We start from the raw sequence: 18,208 nt of genomic DNA, 5'->3' as shown, positions 1-18,208 counted from the left end.
CTCATGTCCGGATCACGACACCTCGAACGCGCGCACGCGATCGATCATCTCGGCACCAAACTGGATATACGCCTGCGCACCGCGCGAGTTGCGGTCGAATACGACGCCCGGCAACCCGTAACTTGGCGCTTCCGCCAAGCGCACGTTGCGCGGAATCACCGCGTCGAACACCTTGTCGCCGAAGTGCGCTTTCAATTGATCGGAGACTTGCTGCTGCAGCGTGATGCGCGGATCGAACATCACGCGCAGCAAGCCGATGATCTTCAGGTCGCGGTTCATGTTCGCGTGAACCTGCTTGATCGTATTGACGAGATCCGACAGCCCCTCCAGCGCGAAGTATTCGCACTGCATCGGGATCACGACGCCATGCGCCGCGCACAACCCGTTCAGCGTCAGCAGCGACAGCGTCGGCGGGCAATCGATCAACACGAAGTCGTAGTCGTCGGCCACGCGTTCGAGCGCGCCCTTCAACCGTCGCTCGCGGTTATCGATGCTGATCAGCTCGATCTCGGCACCGGACAGTTCACGGTTGGCCGGCAGCACGTCGTACGTGACGCCTTCCGGACGCACGCGCGCTTCCGTCACCGATACGCCGTCGACCAGCACTTCGTACACGGTCGACTCGCAGGCGGCCTTGTCGATCCCACTACCCATCGTCGCGTTGCCCTGCGGGTCGAGATCGATCAGCAGGACTCGTTGCTCCTGCGCTGCAAGGCTTGCGGCGAGATTGACCGATGTCGTCGTCTTGCCGACGCCCCCCTTCTGGTTCGCAACGCAGAAGATCTTTGCCATCGTTGGTGTGTTCCCTTTACCTTCAAACAAACGGCGCGCTACCGCGCGCCTTCAATTCGCTTCGTCGACGGTGACCTCGATCAGATGCCGTTCGGCATCGAGCATCGGTACCGCCAGCCGCATCGTCTGCTTTACATGACTGCCCTCCGGCAACCGTGCAATTTCGTCGTCCGGATGGACACCCTTCATTGCCCAGATCGATCCACCGGGCGCGACGAGATGTCGAGCAAGTTTAACGAAGTCGGATAGATCCGCGAAAGCGCGGGATACGATCATGTCGAATTTTTCCGGCACTTCGATACCCGGCTGCAGCGATTCGACACGCCCGGTGACGACAGACAGGTTCGCGAGCTTCAGCTCGGCGCGCATCTGCGTCTGGAATGCAGACTTCTTCTGCACGATATCGTTCAGCGTGACCTGCCAGTCCGGCTGGACGATCGCCAGCACGATACCGGGCAACCCACCGCCCGAACCCACGTCGAGCACGCGCGCCGATGCACGGTCGCGCAGATGCGGAACGATGGAAAGCGAATCGAGAATGTGCTGGATCAGCATCTGCTTCGGGTCGCGGATCGCGGTCAGGTTGTAGACCGCGTTCCACTTGCCGAGCAGCGCGACATAGTCGAGCAGCTGGTTCCGTTGTGCATCCGTCAATGCGATGCCGAGCTCGGCCGTGCCGTCGACGAGCATCTGTTCAAGTACGTCCCGATTAACCGCCGGCGCGCGACGCGCCGTCATTGTTGCGTCGGGACGGTGCCGCCCCCCTGTTCCGTCGCCTCTGCGGCGGTGCCGTTACGACGGCCAAGGCCTCGGCGTTTCAGGTGCACCATCAGCAGCGAGATCGCTGCCGGCGTGACGCCCGAGATCCGCGATGCCTGGCCGATCGTTTCCGGGCGGAACTCGTTCAGCTTCTGGCTCACCTCGAACGACAGGCCGCGCACCTCGCGGTAGTCGATACCGTCCGGCAGGCGTGTGTTCTCGTTCGCATCGTTGCGCTCGATCTCACTGGCCTGCCGCTCGATATAGCCCTGATATTTGATGCCGATCTCGACCTGTTCCTTGATCTGCTCAAGCAGCACCGGATCGTCGGCCAGCGACTCTGCAGGCGCGCATTCACCGTCCTTCAGGCCGCACACACCGTCGTAGCTGATACCGGGGCGGCGCAGCAGTTCGGCGAGGCTGTACTCGTGATCGATCGCCTTGCCGAGCAACGCGGTCGCCTCTTCAGGCGGCAGCGTCTTCGGCGTAACCCACGTCGACTTCAGTCGTTCGGTTTCACGTGAAACAGCGTCGCGCTTCCGGCTGAATGCGTCCCAGCGCACGTCGTCGACGAGGCCCAATTCGCGGCCGATCTCGGTCAGGCGCATGTCCGCATTGTCTTCACGCAGGCTCAGGCGGTACTCGGCACGGCTCGTGAACATCCGGTACGGCTCGGCCACGCCACGTGTGACGAGGTCGTCGACCAGCACGCCAAGGTAGGCCTGGTCGCGACGCGGGCACCAAGCTTCCTTCTCTTGCACGTAGCGGCCCGCATTCAGACCGGCCAGTAGCCCTTGTGCGGCCGCTTCTTCGTAGCCGGTCGTGCCGTTGATCTGGCCCGCAAAGAACAGCCCGTTGATCGCCTTCGTCTCGAGCGATGCTTTCAGCGCGCGCGGGTCGAAGTAGTCGTATTCGATCGCGTAACCGGGGCGCAGGATGTGCGCGTTCTCGAGGCCGCGCATCGAGTGCACGAGTTCGAGCTGCACGTCGAACGGCAGGCTCGTCGAAATCCCGTTCGGATAGAACTCGTTGGTCGTCAGCCCTTCCGGCTCGAGGAAGATCTGGTGCGATTCCTTCGATGCGAATCGGTGGATCTTGTCCTCAATTGACGGGCAGTAACGCGGGCCGACACCTTCGATCACGCCTGTATACATAGGCGAACGGTCGAGGCCGCCGCGAATGATGTCGTGCGTGCGCTCGTTCGTGTGCGTAACCCAGCAAGGCAGCTGCTGCGGATGCTGCTCTACACGGCCCAGGAATGAGAATACGGGGATCGGATCGAGGTCGCCCGGCTGCTCGTCCAGCTTCGAAAAGTCGATCGAGCGGCCATCGATACGCGGCGGCGTACCGGTCTTGAGGCGTCCCTGCGGCAGCTTCAACTCCTTCAAGCGCGCCGACAGCGACACGGCCGCCGGATCGCCCGCGCGACCGCCCGTGTAGTTGTTCAGGCCGACGTGAATCTTGCCGTCGAGGAACGTACCCGCCGTCAGCACGACCGCACGTGCGCGGAAGCGGATGCCGATCTGCGTGACGGCGCCGACCACGCGATCGCCTTCGACCATCAGGTCGTCGACAGCCTGCTGGAACAGCCACAGGTTCGGCTGGTTCTCGAGCCGATGGCGGATCGCAGCCTTGTACAGGATGCGGTCGGCCTGCGCACGCGTCGCGCGCACGGCCGGGCCCTTCGACGAATTGAGGATCCGGAACTGAATACCGCTCTCGTCCGTCGCGGCGGCCATCGCGCCGCCGAGCGCATCGACTTCCTTGACCAGATGGCCCTTGCCAATGCCGCCGATCGACGGATTGCAGCTCATCTGGCCAAGCGTTTCGATGTTATGGGTCAGCAGCAGCGTCTTCGCGCCCATACGGGCCGATGCCAATGCGGCTTCCGTGCCGGCGTGCCCGCCACCGACGACGATGACGTCAAATTCTGTGGGAAAAAGCATGGTGGATTCCGGGCGCAGAACTGCGCACGAACCTATCTGAGAAATGTATGGGCCGAATTATAGCGGGTTCGCTTTTCACCCGAAGACCGTCCGAATGGTAGGGCCGGTTCATTTGGCCACTTTTTTTGCCCGATCGGCTGAGCTGTGCCGTGCGGCCTGCTTCGGCGGCGCTGCTGCAGCCTCAGTGCACATCGTCATACTGTGCAAAATCGCGCACCCGGCAGTGGTTTGCGACCTCCGCCATCGCTGTGCCATCACAGCATTTCGGATCGACCTGCCCGAGCTTATCCCCTGTGCCGCTTGGCTCATGTCGATAGAACACTGTCACGCGTACAGCGCTCACGGCCCTGTGCAACCCGGCGCGATGAGGCCCCCACTCTCGTCACAGGGTTTCTGCATGTCGCTCCGGCACTTATCCCCACGCCCGATTCGCCGAGGCATCGCCCCTCTCCCGGAAAACAAAAGCGGCGTGTTTCACGTGAAACACGCCGCACGTTTCCCGCCGACCGCCCCACCCATCAAGCCGTTTTTTTCACCAGCCCCAGGTATGTTTCGATCACGCGCGGATTCTGCGCCAGCTCCGCCGCCGGTCCTTCAAGCGCAAACTCCCCCGTCTCCAGTACATAGCCGTAGTCCGAGATCTGCAGCGCAGCCCGAGCGTTCTGCTCGATCAGAAGCGTCGCGACGCCTGTGCCGCGTAACGCGCTGATGATATGAAAAATCTCCTTCACGATCAGCGGCGCCAGCCCGAGGCTCGGCTCGTCGAGCATCAGCAGATCGGGCTTGCCCATCAGCGCGCGGCCCACCGCGAGCATCTGTCGCTCACCACCCGATAGCGTGCCGGCTGCCTGCTTGCGTCGCTCCTTGAGCCGCGGAAACAGCGCAAACACATGATCGAGCTGGTCGAGGAAGTTCGACTCGCCTGCGAGCTTGCGGCGATACGCGCCCAGCACGAGGTTATCCTCGACCGTCATCGTGCTGAACAGCTCGCGCTTTTCCGGCACAAGGCACATTCCCCGCGCGACACGCTGTTCGACCGGCAGCGCGCCCACGTCCTTGCCACGGTACACAACTGCCCCTGTCGCATGTCCGGTCACCGGCAACGCGCCCATGATTGCGTTCAGCAACGTCGACTTGCCGGCCCCGTTCGGGCCGATCACGCTGACGATCTGTCCGGCGCCGACCTTGATCGCCGCTCCGTGTAACGCCTCTACCTTCCCGTATCGCACCGCCAGGCCGCGCACGTCGAGAATCGGCATCGTCGTCTCCGCCATCATTCCACCCCGCCCAGATACGCTTCGAGCACCGCCGGATCCTGCTGCACGTCCTGCGGCAGTCCTTCCGCGATCCGCGTGCCGAATTCCATCACCACTAGCCGGTCGGTGAGGTTCATCACGAAATCCATGTCATGTTCCACGAGCAACACACTCATTCCTTCCGCCTTCAGGCGCCGCAGCAGGTGGGCAAGCTGCTGCTTCTCCTGGTAGCGCAGCCCGGCGGCCGGCTCGTCGAGCAGCAACAGCGTCGGATCGCAGCAAAGCGCGCGCGCGATTTCGAGAATCCGCTGCTGGCCGAGCGCGAGACTGCCGGCTTCGTCGTACATGTGCCTCTCCAGCCCGACGCGACGGATCTGTCGTGCCGCTTCGGCCAGTAGCTGCGCTTCCTCGTGCGCATTGAACCGCGCGATGCTGCGCCACACGCCCGTATGGCCGCGCAGGTGCGCGCCGATCGCGACATTCTCGAGCACCGTCATCGTCGGCAGCAGCTTCACGTGCTGGAACGTACGACCGATCCCCCGCCGGACAATCTGGCGCGACGTGAGCCCGTCGATCCGCTCGCCGCGGAACGTGATCGTGCCGCCGGTCGGCTGCAGCACGCCGGTCACGAGGTTGAACGTGGTCGACTTGCCGGCGCCGTTCGGGCCGATCAGGCCGATGATCTGTCCCGCCTTCACCTCGAAGCTGACGTCGTTGACGGCCACCAGGCCACCGAACTGCTTGCGCGCGTTGTCGACGACGAGCAGCGGCTCGCCCGCCACCGGCTTCGCGCGCTGCGGCAGCGGATCGGCATGGTCGGGCACATGCGCGCGCGGCCCGCGCGGAAACAGCTTCGCGACGAACGGCCACACGCCTTGGCGTGCGTACTGCAGCAGCAGCACCATCAGCACGCCGAACACGATGATCTCGAAGTTGCCCTCCGAGCCGAGCAGCTTCGGCAACAGCGTCTGCAGGTAGTCCTGAAGCACGGTGAGGATCGCGGCACCGAGCACCGCGCCCCACACGTGCGACACGCCGCCGACCACGGCCATGAACAGGAATTCGATCCCGTGGTTCAGGCCGAACGGGGTCGGGTTCACCGCGCGCTGCAAGTGCGCGTACAGGAAGCCCGAAACCGCAGCGAGCACGGCCGCGTAGATGAAGATCACGACGCGCATCCACGCGGTGTTCACGCCCATCGCCTCTGCCATCACGCCGCCGCCACGCAATGCGCGGATCGCACGGCCTGGCCGGCTGTTGAGCAGGTTCTGCACCGACACGATCGCGGCCAGCACGACGGCCCAGATCAGGAAGTACAGGCTTCGGCCGCTTCCGAGCTCGATGCCGAACAGGTTCAGTGCCGGAATCCCGTTGATCCCGTCGTACTTGCCGAGCAGTTCCAGGTTTCCGAAAAGATAGAACAGCGCGAGACCCCACGCGATCGTGCCGAGCGGCAGGAAGTGCCCGGACAGGCGCATCGTGACCGCACCGAGCACGAGCGCGACGAGCGCCGTCAGCACGACGCCGACGATCAGCGCGAGCCACGGCGACACGCCGTAGCGCGTCGTCAGGAATGCGGTCGCATACGCGCCGATGCCGACGAATGCGGCCTGACCGAAGCTCGTCATGCCGCCAACGCCCGTCAGCAGCACGAGGCCGATCGCGACGATCGCGTAGAGGCCGATGTAGTTCAGCAGCGTGATCCAGTATTCGGGCACCTGCAGCGCGCCGGGCAGCACCGGCAGCGCGAACAGCACCACGAGAAACACCCAGAAAGTCTTGTTGCGTACCATCGTCTTCATCGCGTCACTCCTCTTCCTCTTCCGTGTGCGGCGTCGCGAAACTGCGCCACAGCAGCACCGGGATGATCAGCGTGAACACGATCACTTCCTTGTACGCGCTCGCCCAGAACGACGAATACGATTCGAGCACGCCGACCAGCAGCGAGCCGGCGGCCGCGAGCGGATAGCTGACCAGCCCGCCGATGATCGCGCCGACGAAACCCTTCAGGCCGATCAGGAAGCCGGAGTCGTAATAGATCGTCGTCAGCGGACCGACGAGGATGCCGGACAGCACACCGAGCCCGGCCGCCAGCGTGAACGCGAGCCGCCCTGCTTCGGTCGTGCCGATGCCGACGAGCCGCGCGCCGAGCCGGTTCACGGATGTCGCACGCAGCGCCTTGCCGGCGATCGTGCGGCCGAAGTACACGTAGAGCGCGCCGATCAGCACCAGCGCGGTCACGACCACGAGGATGCTCTGTACCGACACCGTCATGCTGCCGACCGACAGCGACGCATCCGCGAAGCCGTTGGTGCGCGAGCCTTCCGCCCCGAACATCACGAGCCCGAGGCCGACCATCGCGAAATGGACGGCGACGGACACGATCAGCAGCAGGAGTGTCGTGCCTTCGGCGATCGGCTGATAGACGAGCCGGTAGACGAACGGCCCCATCGGCACGACGATCGCGAGCGTCAGCGCGATTTGTGCAAGCATCGGCATCGGCTGCGCGGCAAAGCCGCGCGTAATCGCGAACACCGCGAGCGGCAGCAGCACGTAGCGGCTGCCGAGCGTCGCGAGCGTGCGGCCGAGCTGATGACGGCGTTCGCGATGGCGGATCAGGCCACCGACTTCCAGCAGGAAGCACGCGATGCCCATCACGAACAGCAGCCAGCAGGTGGCGGGAAATTTCTGCGCCTGCAGCGCCGCAAGCGTGAGCGCACCGTAGGCGACGAATTCGCCCTGGGGAATGAAGATCACCCGCGTGACGGAAAACACCAGCACGAGCGCCAACGACAGCAATGCATAAATGGCGCCGGTCGTGATGCCGTCTTGCGCGAGGATCGCCGCAATCGAGAGATCCATACGTTTCGGGTATCGAAAATGCTGCGAAGAAACGAAAGACGGGAATGGCCGCGGCGCACGAACGGCAAAATCGGCGCGTCGGGCGCCACGCGGCGGGCCCCGGTGATTCCATGCGGCACGGGAGCGGCCCGTCAGGCCCGCTCCGCTGCCGACGGCGCGCACGGCGCCGTTCGCGCCGCGCCCGCCGGTTTCACGTGGTGCTTACTCGGCCTGCAGCTTCCACTTGCCGTCGACGATCTGCACCATCACGCGCGCACGCGTGTCGAAGCCGTTGTGATCGGTCGGCGTCGTGTTGATCACGCCGTGCGACACGGGCAGGTCCTTCACGCTCTCGAGCGACGCGCGCAGCGCCTCGCGGAACGCCTCGGTGCCCGGCTGGCCCTTCTTCAGCGCTTCCGGGATCACACGCTGCAGCAACAGCCCCGCATCCCATGCGTGGCCGCCGAAGGTCGACAGCGACCCCGCGCCGTACGCCTTCTCGTACGCGGCCTTGTAGCCGAGCGCCGGCTTCTTCACCGGGTTCGAATCGGGCAGCTGGTCGGTCACGAGCACCGGGCCGGCCGGGAGGATCTCGCCCTCGCAATCCTTGCCGCACACGCGCAGGAAGTCGTTGTTCGCGACGCCGTGCGTCTGATACACCTTGCCCTTGTAGCCACGCTCCTTCAGCGTCTTGGCGGGCAGCGCGGCCGGCGTGCCGGACCCGGCGATCAGCACCGCATCGGGATTCGAGCCCATCAGCTTCAGCACCTGCCCCATCACCGACGCGTCGGTGCGGTTGTAACGCTCGTTCGACACGACCTTCAGCCCGTTCTTCGCGGCAGCCGCATTGAACGTGTTGTACCAGCTGTCGCCGTACGCATCGGCGAAGCCGATGAAGCCGACCGTCTTCACGCCGTGCTTCGCCATGTAGCCGGCGATCGCATCGGCCATCAGCTGGTCGTTCTGCGGCACCTTGAACATCCATGCGCGCTTCGCGTCCATCGGCGAGATGATCTGCGCGCTCGCCGCGAGCGAGATCGTCGGCGTCTTGCCCTGCGATATCGGATCGAGCATCGCGAGCGAATTCGGCGTGACGGACGAACCGATGATCGCGTCGACATGATCCTCGTCGATCAGCTTGCGCACGTTCTGCACCGCGCGGCTCGTGTCGGACGCATCGTCGAGCACGATGTACTGGACGCTCTTGCCCGCGATTTCCTTCGGCAGCAGCGCGATCGTGTTCTTTTCCGGAATCCCGAGCGACGCGGCCGGCCCGGTGGCCGACAGCGTTACACCGATCTTCACCTGCGCCGACGCCGTGGCCGCCGCGCACACGAGGCCCGCGGCAAGCAGAACCTCCATCCATCGATTCATCTTCATTTATGTTGTCTCCAAACGCTGCTCGAAAAATCCGCGGGTCGCTCGGGCGGCTCCCGGTCCTCAAACAAGTTAATAATTTAACTATCTCGCCGTACCGCGCCTACACTCGTTTTCCCGTGAAACGCCTGAACCGCCATCAAGCCCCGGTGATACCGCGCGCGCACGCGCCGCGGCGCGTTCCGAAACGGTCGTGCGACCGCCACGATGCGCGGCAGTAATGTCGTCTGGATGAACCAACCGGAGAAATGCGACGTTGCGCGAGACACGATCGATGCGGACGCAACGATCATCGGAAGGTCGGCCGGCCGGGCCGGGTTCGGCTCCGCAAGCGGGCGATGCAGGATCGAAAAATCGGCCGTTCATGCGAACGCGAACGACACGTCGGATGCGAACGCAACGACCGCGGAGACCGTCGTGCCGGCAAATCGCACCGGAACGCGCATGCCGGCCGCAGGACGGCTCGTGAACGCCGGGGTATATCCGTGCACCGCCGACCCCGAACGAGCGGCGCCAGCCGCCCCTTGCACCCCGACCCATCGTCCCGCGCTTCTCATCCAACCGCACTCCCTCTTCTGCATTTTGCTTGTAGGAGAACTGCCGACCGTTTTCCCGACCGCACGGTCGGCGAAAGCTGAGTGTAACGGACGCTTTTTGCGCACGCCAACCGGGTAAGCCCGGACGGCAATGCACGTGGCTGCGCGCCAGCGGCGATCGACCGGCAGGAAGGAAGGACGAAAACGGAGGAAGACGGGATGAGACGCGAGCGCGGTCGGCCAGAATGTGGCGGCACGCCTTTGCACCAGCAATGGAAATTCGCGCACCAAATGAAAAAGCGCTGTTGGATTCCGTCCAACAGCGCTTTTGGGGTCCGGGCACTTTGTGCCTCGATTGTCTCCTCGTTCTCCACCTGCAAATTCGTTTCGCGGTGCATCAGAACTGAAACGAAGATTAAAGGACCTTTCACCCTGCGACAACTTAGCATTTACCCCTATGGTGCATCGCCGCACGAAAATGGGGCACCAGCCTTGCCGCGCGGCACCGGCGCGAGGCCGCCGAAACGCCCTTCCCGGCTGCGCCGGATGGTGCTTCGCATCAACGCGCCGCAACGGCCGCTGCGATGCAATCAGGACGGCCTGAGCGTCTTCACCCGCGCGACCATCTCGCCGACGATCCCGCGCCGGAACGCAAGCACGCATGCGATGAAGATCAGCCCCGTGACGATCGTCGCCGATTCGCCGAGCGAGTGGAACCAGCCGATGCCGGTCGCCGACGCGAGCCATTCGCCGATGTCGCCGAGCCGGTCCTCCAGCGCGACGATCAGCGCCGCGCCGAGCAACGGGCCGAACAGCGTGCCCATCCCGCCGACGAGCGTCATCAGCACGACGAGGCCCGACATCGTCCAGTACGCGTCGGACAGCGTCTCGAAACCGAGCACCAGCACCTTCAGCGAACCGGCCAGCCCCGCGAGCCCGGCCGACAGGATGAACGCGAGCAGCTTGAAGCGATCGGTATCGTAGCCGAGCGAGATCGCGCGCGCCTCGTTCTCCTTGATCGCGACGAGCACCTGGCCGAACGGCGAGTGCACGATCCGCACGATGAAGGCGCACGCCGCGACGATCACCGCGAGTACGACGTAGTAGAGCGCGACGTCGTTCGACAGGTCGACGACCCCGAACAGGTGCCCGCGCGGCACGCCCTGCAGGCCGTCCTCGCCGTGCGTGAACGGCGCCTGCAGGTAGATGAAGTAGACCATCTGCGCGAACGCGAGCGTGATCATCGCGAAGTAGATGCCCTGCCGGCGGATCGCGAACAGGCCGACGACGAGCCCGAGCAGCGTCGCGGCAACGGTACCGACCAGCACGCCGAGCTCCGGCGTGAAGCCGAGCGTCTGGATCGCATAGCCGGTCACATAGCCGGCGGTCGCGAGGAACATCGCATGACCGAACGACAGCAGCCCCGTATAGCCGATCAGCAGGTTGAACGCGGCCGCGAACAGCGCGAACGTGAGCACCTTCATCACGAACACCGGATACGCACCGATGAACGGCGCGACGAGCAGTGCCGCGAGCAGCACGCCGTAGAGCACTTTTCTCTGCATCATTTTTCCTTGCCGAACAGGCCCGCCGGGCGGAACAGCAGCACGATCGCCATGATCACGAACACGACCGTGGCCGATGCTTCCGGATAGAACACGCGCGTGAAGCCCTCGATCACGCCGAGCAGCAGGCCGGTGATGATCGAGCCGAGGATCGAGCCCATCCCGCCGATCACGACCACCGCGAACACGGTAATGATCATCGGCTGGCCCATCAGCGGCGACACCTGGATCACCGGCGCCGCGAGCACGCCCGCGAACGCCGCGAGCGCGACCCCGAAGCCATAGGTGAGCGTGATCATCATCGGCACGTTCACGCCGAACGCCTCGACGAGTTTCGGGTTCTCGGTGCCGGCGCGCAGATAGGCGCCCAGGCGCGTCTTCTCGATCACGAACCAGGTCGCGAGACACACCGCGAGCGACGCGACGACCACCCACGCGCGGTAGTTCGGCAGGAACATGAAGCCGAGATTGGTCGCGCCGGACAGCTGCGACGGCACGTCGTACGGCTGGCCGGACGATCCGTAGATCGACCGGAACACGCCTTCGACGACCAGCGTGAGCCCGAACGTGAGCAGCAGCCCGTACAGGTGATCGAGCTTGTACAGCCAGCGCAGCATCGAACGCTCGATCAGGATCCCGAACGCACCGACGATCAGCGGCGCGAGCACGAGCATCGCCCAGTACGGCAACGCGAAGTACGACAGCCCCATCCACGCGAGCATCGCGCCCAGCATGAACAGCGCGCCGTGCGCGAAGTTGATCACGTTGAGCAGCCCGAAGATCACCGCGAGCCCGAGGCTCAGGATCGCGTAGAACGAGCCGTTGACGAGCCCGAGCAGCAACTGGCTCAGCATCGCCGGCAACGGAATGCCAAAGATTTCCATCGACTTAGCCGTCAGAATGAGTTTCGTTGCGCGCGCAACGTTCAAGCCGTCGCGCGCACGGGCGGCGCAGCGGGCACATCGCTGCGGCCGCCACCACGCGCCGCTATGTCGCGCTTACTTCCACATCGCGCAGCGCGATTCCTGCTTGGTGCCGAATGCCTGGTCGCCCGGAATCGTGGCGAGCACCTTGTAGTAGTCCCACGGCTCCTTCGATTCCGACGGCTTCTTCACTTCCATCAGATACATGTCGTGAATCATGCTGCCGTCCTGGCGAATGAAGCCCTTCGCGTAGAAGTCGTTGATCTTCATCTTCTTCAGCTCGGCCATCACCTTGTCGGAGTCGGTCGTGCCGGCCGCCTGCACGGCCTTCAGGTACGTCGTCACCGACGAATAGTCGGCCGCCTGCAGACTCGACGGCATCTTCTTCATCTTGCCGAAGTAGCGCTGCGCCCACTGGCGCGATGCCGCGTCGCGGTTCCAGTACCAGCTGTCGGTCAGCACGAGGCCCTGCGTCGTCTCCAGGCCGAGGCTGTGCACGTCGTTGATGAACATCAGCAGCGCGGCGATCTTCATCGTCTTCGTGATGCCGAATTCCTTCGCGGCCTTGATCGAGTTGATCGTGTCGCCGCCCGCGTTCGCGAGGCCGAGGATCTGCGCCTTCGACGACTGCGCCTGGAGCAGGAACGACGAGAAGTCCGACGCCGACAGCGGGTGGCGCACCGTGCCGAGCACCTGGCCGCCGTTCGCCTTCACGACATCCGACGTGTTCTTCTCGAGCGCCTTGCCGAACGCGTAGTCGGCGGTCAGGAAGAACCAGCTCTTGCCGCCCTGCTTCACCACCGCCGAGCCGGTGCCCTTCGCGAGCGCCATCGTGTCGTACGCGTAGTGGACCGTGTACGGCGTGCACTGCTCGTTGGTCAGCGTGTCGGCGCCCGCGCCGATGTTGATGTAGACCTTCTTCTTCTCGGCCGCGACCTGGTTCATCGCGAGCGCGGTGGCGGAGTTCGTGCCGCCGACCAGCAGGTCGAGCCCGCCGCGGTCCATCCATTCGCGCGCCTTCGACGCGGCGATGTCGGCCTTGTTCTGGTGATCGGCATAGACGACCTCGATCGGCTTGCCGAGCACCTTGCCGCCGAAGTCGGCAACCGCCATGCGGATCGCCTCGAGGCCGCCCTGCCCGTCGATATCGGCGTAAAGCCCCGACATGTCGGTGATGAAACCGATCTTCACGGTATCCGCGGCCTGCGCGGCGCCGGTGGTGAACGCGGCAGTCGCGAGTGCGAGACAGGCGTGTGCGAGGGTCTTCATTTTCATTGACGTCTCCTGTTGTTCTGATGCGTTGTGGTTGTTCGAAGCCGCCACGGCTAGCGGCGAGAGAGACGGGGCGGCGTCACACCCCGAGCAGGTCGTGCAGGGTGGGCATCTTGCTTTCCAGTTCGGCCGCGCGGAAATGCTCGACAATGCTGCCGTGCTCCATCACGTAGAACCGGTCGGCAAGCGGTGCCGCGAAGCGGAAATTCTGTTCGACCATCACGATCGTGTAGCCGCGCGCCTTCAGCGCGACGATCATTCGCGCCAGCGCCTGCACGATCACCGGCGCGAGGCCTTCGGAAATCTCGTCGAGCAGCAGCAGGTTCGCGCCGGTGCGCAGGATCCGCGCGACCGCGAGCATCTGCTGCTCGCCGCCGGACAGCCGTGTGCCCTGGCTCTGCCGGCGCGACGCGAGGTTCGGGAACATCGTGTAGATCTCGTCGATCGACATCGCGTGGTCGCGCGGCCCGATCGGCGGCGGCAGCATCAGGTTCTCCTCGCACGACAGGCTCGAGAAGATCCCGCGCTCCTCCGGGCAGTAGCCGATGCCGAAATGCGCGATGCGGTGCGTCGCGAGGCCGATCGTCTCGTTGCCCGCGACCTTGATCGACCCGCTGCGGCGGCCCGTGAGGCCCATGATCGCGCGCAGCGTCGTCGTGCGGCCCGCGCCGTTGCGGCCGAGCAGCGTGACGACCTCGCCGCGATGCACCGTCAGGTCGACGCCGTGCAATATGTGGGATTCCCCGTACCAGGCCTCCAGGCCCGTGATCTCCAGCGCGGGCGTACCGCTCTCGACGCCGCTCAATTCGCGTTCCTCCCGTTCGCTGTGCTTCATGCGTGCGCCCCCGCGAGCGCCGCGTCGGCGCTGCCCATGTAGGCCTCGATCACGAGCGGATTCTTCGACACTTCCGCATACGAGCCTTCGGCCAGCACCTCGCCGCGTTGCAGGACGGTGATCGTGTCGGAGATGCCCGCGATCACGTTCATGTTGTGCTCGACCATCAGGATCGTGCGGCCGCTCGCGACCTTCTTGATCAGCGCGGTCACGCGATCGACGTCCTCGTGGCCCATCCCCTGCGTGGGCTCGTCGAGCAGCATCAGTTCGGGTTCCATCGCGAGCGTGGTCGCGATCTCGAGCGCGCGCTTGCGGCCGTATGCGAGCTCGACGGTCGGCACCTGCGCGAAATCGGTGAGGCCGACCTGCGTGAGGAGGTCCATCGCGCGGTCGTCGAGCCGCTTCAGCGTGCGTTCGCTGCGCCAGAAATGGAATTCGGTGCCGAGCGCGCGCTGCAGGCCGATACGCACGTTCTGCAGCGCGGTCAGGTGCGGGAACACGGCCGAGATCTGGAACGAGCGGATGACGCCGCGTCGTGCAACCTGCGCGGGCCGCTCGTCGGTGATGTCGATGCCGTTGAATACGATCTGGCCGGCCGTCGGTGTCAGGAACTTGGTGAGCAGGTTGAAGCAGGTGGTCTTGCCCGCGCCGTTCGGTCCGATCAACGCATGGATCGCACCGCGCCGCACACGCAGGTTGACACCGTTCACGGCGGTGAAGCCCCTGAATTCCTTCGTCAGTCCGCGTGTTTCGAGAATCGTGTCGCCGAGAATCATGTTCCCTTCCGTACGAAGTCAGGCGAAGCACCGGGAAGATTCGCGAGAAGCGTCCGCGAACAGGTCCGCGGATCAGCGGGCTGCCCCCCGGGCGCCGAATTACGCCTCGAGGGTGGTCTCCCGCGCCGACGCGTATGCACACTGCGCAACATTGTCGCGCCGTTGGTGCAGTGCAATCATCGGGATTTGCACTTATAGGGCTGGCCGCCATATGACACGCGGCTGAGCGCGAATTTCGACGCGTTTTTTTTGACGCGCGCATCATCGAAGGTCGCTCAATCGCACGACGCGTGCCTGCGCGAACGCGGGCACGTTACGCCGCGCGTCATGTCGTCGCGCAACGAGAAGGCGCGCGCAATGCGCGGCTTGCGGCACGATCGCATTGCGTGTCGTCGATCCGTTGCGATCCGCACGCCGGCTTGTTTCGCATAGCGAATCAGCGGGCACCCGCATGACGGCCCGCTGTCGTGCCTGTCAGCGTGGCGTCATGCAGCCGTCATCGTCGCTTCCGTTCGCACCTGCGTCGCGTCGTGCGCAGCACGTCGATCGGCGCGGATCATGTCGCTCGCGCGCTCGGCGATCATCAGCGTCGGCGAATTCGTGTTGCCCGACGTGATGAACGGCATCACCGATGCATCGACGATTCGCAGCCCGGCGATGCCGCGCACGCGCAGCCGGCTGTCGACGACGGCACGCTCGTCATCCGTGCGCCCCATCCGGCACGTACCGACGGGATGGAAGATCGTCGTACCGACCGCACCCGCCGCTTCGATCAGTTCGGCTTCGGTCTGGTACCGCTTGCCCGGCAGGATCTCTTCCGGCTGGTAGCGCGCGAGCGCCGGCGCGGACGCGATACGCCGCGTGAGGCGCAGCGCATTCGCCGCGACATGACGATCGTGGTCGGTCGACAGATAGTTCGGTGCGATCGACGGCGCCGCGCCCGCATCGGGGCTCGCGATGTGCACGCTGCCGCGCGAGCTCGGCCGCAGATGGCAGACGGACGCCGTAAAGGCGTTGAAGCCGTGCAGCGGCTCGCCGAAACGCTCCAGCGACAGCGGTTGCACGTGGTATTCGAGATCGGGGCGCGTGAGCGCGGGATCGTCCGGATCAGACTTCGCGAACGCGCCGAGCTGCGACGGCGCCATCGACATCGGCCCGCGCTGCAGCAGTGCGTATTCGGCGCCGATCATCAGCTTGCCCCACCAGTGCGCGGACAGCGTGTTGAGCGTGCGCACGCCTTCGACGCGAAATGCCATCCGCAACTGCAGGTGATCCTGCAGGTTCTCGCCGACACCCGGCAGATCCTGCACGACGTCGATGCCGAGCGCCTGCAGCCGTGCGCCCGCGCCGATGCCCGACAATTCGAGCAGCTGCGGCGAATTCACCGCGCCGGAGGTGAGCAGCACTTCGGCCCGCGCGCGCGCGACGTAGTCGGTGCCACCGCCGCGATATTCGACGCCGACCGCGCGCCGCCCGTCGAAGATCACGCGCTGCGCATGCGCGCCGGTGATCACCGTCAGGTTCGGGCGCGTCGTCGCAGGCCGCAGGAACGCCTTCGACGTATTCCAGCGCACACCGCGCTTCTGGTTCACCTCGAAATAGCCGACCCCGGCATTGTCGCCGCGGTTGAAATCGTCGGTCGCCGGGATGCCCGTCTGCTGCGCGGCCTGTGCGAACGATTCGAGGATCTCCCAGCGCAGCCGCTGCTTCTCGACACGCCAGTAGCCGCCTGCGCCGTGCGCATCGCTCGCGCCCGCGTGGTGATCCTCGCTGCGCTTGAAGATCGGCAGCACGCTGTCCCACGACCAGCCGGCGTCGCCGGTTTCCTGCGCCCAGCTGTCGTAGTCCTCGCGCTGGCCGCGCATGTAGATCATCCCGTTGATCGACGAGCAGCCGCCGAGCACGCGGCCGCGCGGGTACGACAGCGCGCGGCCGTTGAGCGCCGCCTCGGGCTGCGTCTTGTACAGCCAGTCGGTGCGCGGATTGCCGATGCAATACAAATAGCCGACCGGGATGTGGATCCAGTGATAGTCGTCCTTGCCGCCGGCCTCGAGCAGCAGCACGCGGATCTCGGGATCCTCGGTCAGGCGGTTCGCGAGCACGCAGCCCGCGGTGCCCGCGCCGACGATCACGTAATCGAACTCGCCCTCGAGCGTGCGTTGAGTACTCACGAGTGTCTCCATCAATTGTTGTGCACCGCGCGCGCGATTCCGCGCGTCGCTTTCAGCATAGTGCGGCGCGGGCGATGCGGTCGATGAAGCGTACTCCGGCCGCCCGCCGCCGATCCAATGAGTTATGCTGAATCGCGTTATAAGCTGCACTCATATCACGACGATGGATCTCACCCTGCTCCGTGCGTTCGCGACGGTCGCCCGCGAAGGCAACCTGACGCGCGCCGCCGTGCAGCTGCACCTGACGCAGCCGGCCGTCAGCCTGCAGATCAAGCATCTGCAGGAAACGCTCGGCGTCACGCTGTTTACGCGCACGTCGCGCGGGCTTGCGCTCACGCGCGACGGCCAGACCCTGCTGCCGCACGCCGAGCGCGCGCTGGCCGCGGCCGCCGACGTGCAGCGCGCCGCTGCTGCGCTGCGGCACGAGGTGCGCGGCCGGCTGCGGATCGGCACGATCCTCGATCCCGGCTTCCTGCGGCTCGGCGGCTTCCTGCGCGCGCTGGTCGAAACCCATCCGCAGATAGAAACCGCATTACGGCACGGGATGTCCGGCTGGGTGCTCGAACAGGTGCGTGCGCAGGCGCTCGACGTCGGCTATTACATCGGCCGGCCCGACGAGGACGATCCGCGCGACGACACGCTGTTCCACACGATCACGCTCACACGTTTCCAGTACCGCGTGCTCGCGCCGGCCGGCTGGAAGGAGCGCGTGCAGCGCGCGCACGACTGGCGCGCGCTCGCTGCGCTGCCGTGGATCTGGACGCCGCCGGCGTCCGCCCATCACCGGCTGCTGTCGCGGCTGTTCGCGGCGGCCGGCGCGCAACCTGTGAAGGTCGCCGAGGTCGACCAGGAGCAATCGATGCTCGATCTCGTGAAATCGGGGATCGGGTTGACGCTCGCGCGCGACTCGACCGCGCTGGCCGAAGCGCACGCGCATGCGCTGGCCATCGTCGAACACGTGACGGTGCCGACCGAGCTGACCTTCGTGACGCTCGCCGCGCGGCGCGCCGAACCGGCGATCGCCGCCGCGCTGCGGCTGATCGAGACCCAATGGGCGATATGAATGCCGCTGATGCCGATGCGGCCGGTCGTGCATCGGGCTCAGGACGCAGGCGTGCGACGCGCCGCGGGTGTCCAATCGACGCCCGCAGGTGACGGG

The 18,208-nt window shown here is 65.3% G+C and carries 14 protein-coding genes; 1 reads left to right on the top strand and 13 read right to left on the bottom strand.

Features of this window, described 5'->3' with window-relative positions:
* Positions 1-12: 12 nt before the first annotated feature.
* The 13 genes from ACT2FV_RS17540 to ACT2FV_RS17480 form a co-directional block, all read right to left on the bottom strand.
* Positions 13-792, bottom strand: coding sequence for a ParA family protein (locus ACT2FV_RS17540; protein WP_059602087.1), 780 nt, complete (start codon positions 790-792; stop codon positions 13-15).
* Between the two features lie 51 nt (positions 793-843).
* Positions 844-1,530, bottom strand: a complete 687-nt coding sequence (gene rsmG / locus ACT2FV_RS17535; RefSeq protein ID WP_151049187.1) for a 16S rRNA (guanine(527)-N(7))-methyltransferase RsmG — start codon at positions 1,528-1,530, stop codon at positions 844-846.
* On the bottom strand, positions 1,527-3,497 hold the full coding sequence (mnmG, locus tag ACT2FV_RS17530) for a tRNA uridine-5-carboxymethylaminomethyl(34) synthesis enzyme MnmG (RefSeq protein WP_151049189.1): 1,971 nt from the start codon (positions 3,495-3,497) through the stop codon (positions 1,527-1,529). The genes rsmG and mnmG overlap by 4 nt, the downstream gene beginning before the upstream one ends.
* A 518-nt stretch (positions 3,498-4,015) precedes the next feature.
* On the bottom strand, positions 4,016-4,771 hold the full coding sequence (locus ACT2FV_RS17525) for an ABC transporter ATP-binding protein (protein WP_059602253.1): 756 nt from the start codon (positions 4,769-4,771) through the stop codon (positions 4,016-4,018).
* Entirely contained in the window at positions 4,771-6,555 is a 1,785-nt protein-coding gene (locus ACT2FV_RS17520; protein WP_059602095.1) for a branched-chain amino acid ABC transporter ATP-binding protein/permease, read from the bottom strand. The genes ACT2FV_RS17525 and ACT2FV_RS17520 overlap by 1 nt, the downstream gene beginning before the upstream one ends.
* A 4-nt stretch (positions 6,556-6,559) precedes the next feature.
* A complete protein-coding gene (locus ACT2FV_RS17515; protein ID WP_059682658.1) occupies positions 6,560-7,615 on the bottom strand; it encodes a branched-chain amino acid ABC transporter permease in 1,056 nt (351 codons plus the stop codon).
* 201 nt (positions 7,616-7,816) lie between these two features.
* Positions 7,817-8,974, bottom strand: a complete 1,158-nt coding sequence (locus tag ACT2FV_RS17510; protein ID WP_059602101.1) for an ABC transporter substrate-binding protein — start codon at positions 8,972-8,974, stop codon at positions 7,817-7,819.
* A gap of 1,123 nt (positions 8,975-10,097) precedes the next feature.
* Positions 10,098-11,072 (bottom strand): branched-chain amino acid ABC transporter permease, encoded by a 975-nt coding sequence (locus ACT2FV_RS17505; protein ID WP_170296431.1) that lies wholly within the window; start codon positions 11,070-11,072, stop codon positions 10,098-10,100.
* Complete coding sequence (locus tag ACT2FV_RS17500; RefSeq protein WP_059602103.1) at positions 11,072-11,956, bottom strand: branched-chain amino acid ABC transporter permease; 885 nt, start codon at positions 11,954-11,956, stop codon at positions 11,072-11,074. The genes ACT2FV_RS17505 and ACT2FV_RS17500 overlap by 1 nt, the downstream gene beginning before the upstream one ends.
* A 114-nt stretch (positions 11,957-12,070) precedes the next feature.
* Positions 12,071-13,270 carry an ABC transporter substrate-binding protein gene (locus ACT2FV_RS17495; RefSeq protein ID WP_151049191.1) on the bottom strand — a complete coding sequence of 400 codons (1,200 nt, stop codon included), beginning with the start codon at positions 13,268-13,270 and terminating at the stop codon, positions 12,071-12,073.
* Between the two features lie 76 nt (positions 13,271-13,346).
* Positions 13,347-14,102 carry an ABC transporter ATP-binding protein gene (locus ACT2FV_RS17490; protein WP_124902807.1) on the bottom strand — a complete coding sequence of 252 codons (756 nt, stop codon included), beginning with the start codon at positions 14,100-14,102 and terminating at the stop codon, positions 13,347-13,349.
* The gene (locus ACT2FV_RS17485) at positions 14,099-14,878 is read right to left on the bottom strand and encodes an ABC transporter ATP-binding protein (protein ID WP_059602111.1); all 780 of its coding nucleotides are present in this window, start codon (positions 14,876-14,878) and stop codon (positions 14,099-14,101) included. Before ACT2FV_RS17485 ends, ACT2FV_RS17490 begins: the two co-directional genes overlap by 4 nt.
* Before the next feature lie 485 nt (positions 14,879-15,363).
* On the bottom strand, positions 15,364-17,049 hold the full coding sequence (locus ACT2FV_RS17480; RefSeq protein WP_444504526.1) for a GMC family oxidoreductase: 1,686 nt from the start codon (positions 17,047-17,049) through the stop codon (positions 15,364-15,366).
* Positions 17,050-17,212: 163 nt separating this feature from the next.
* On the opposite strand from ACT2FV_RS17480, the gene ACT2FV_RS17475 reads away from it, so the two are divergent.
* Positions 17,213-18,112, top strand: coding sequence for a LysR family transcriptional regulator (locus ACT2FV_RS17475; protein WP_174920010.1), 900 nt, complete (start codon positions 17,213-17,215; stop codon positions 18,110-18,112).
* The last annotated feature ends 96 nt before the right edge of the window (positions 18,113-18,208 follow it).

This window comes from Burkholderia sp. PR2 (assembly GCF_052372875.1).
Classification (GTDB): domain Bacteria; phylum Pseudomonadota; class Gammaproteobacteria; order Burkholderiales; family Burkholderiaceae; genus Burkholderia; species Burkholderia diffusa.
The sequence above is the reverse complement of the archived record's forward strand: the minus strand, read 5'-3'. Positions and strand labels throughout refer to the sequence as shown.

Bases quoted from the DNA above. Each gene is read 5' to 3' on its own strand.
- ACT2FV_RS17540 (WP_059602087.1), bottom strand. From the start codon at position 792: ATGGCAAAGATCTTCTGCGTTGCGAACCAGAAGGGGGGCGTCGGCAAG.
- rsmG (WP_151049187.1), bottom strand. From the start codon at position 1,530: ATGACGGCGCGTCGCGCGCCGGCGGTTAATCGGGACGTACTTGAACAG.
- mnmG (WP_151049189.1), bottom strand. From the start codon at position 3,497: ATGCTTTTTCCCACAGAATTTGACGTCATCGTCGTCGGTGGCGGGCAC.
- ACT2FV_RS17525 (WP_059602253.1), bottom strand. From the start codon at position 4,771: ATGGCGGAGACGACGATGCCGATTCTCGACGTGCGCGGCCTGGCGGTG.
- ACT2FV_RS17520 (WP_059602095.1), bottom strand. From the start codon at position 6,555: ATGAAGACGATGGTACGCAACAAGACTTTCTGGGTGTTTCTCGTGGTG.
- ACT2FV_RS17515 (WP_059682658.1), bottom strand. From the start codon at position 7,615: ATGGATCTCTCGATTGCGGCGATCCTCGCGCAAGACGGCATCACGACC.
- ACT2FV_RS17510 (WP_059602101.1), bottom strand. From the start codon at position 8,974: ATGAAGATGAATCGATGGATGGAGGTTCTGCTTGCCGCGGGCCTCGTG.
- ACT2FV_RS17505 (WP_170296431.1), bottom strand. From the start codon at position 11,072: ATGCAGAGAAAAGTGCTCTACGGCGTGCTGCTCGCGGCACTGCTCGTC.
- ACT2FV_RS17500 (WP_059602103.1), bottom strand. From the start codon at position 11,956: ATGGAAATCTTTGGCATTCCGTTGCCGGCGATGCTGAGCCAGTTGCTG.
- ACT2FV_RS17495 (WP_151049191.1), bottom strand. From the start codon at position 13,270: ATGAAAATGAAGACCCTCGCACACGCCTGTCTCGCACTCGCGACTGCC.
- ACT2FV_RS17490 (WP_124902807.1), bottom strand. From the start codon at position 14,102: ATGAAGCACAGCGAACGGGAGGAACGCGAATTGAGCGGCGTCGAGAGC.
- ACT2FV_RS17485 (WP_059602111.1), bottom strand. From the start codon at position 14,878: ATGATTCTCGGCGACACGATTCTCGAAACACGCGGACTGACGAAGGAA.
- ACT2FV_RS17475 (WP_174920010.1), top strand. From the start codon at position 17,213: ATGGATCTCACCCTGCTCCGTGCGTTCGCGACGGTCGCCCGCGAAGGC.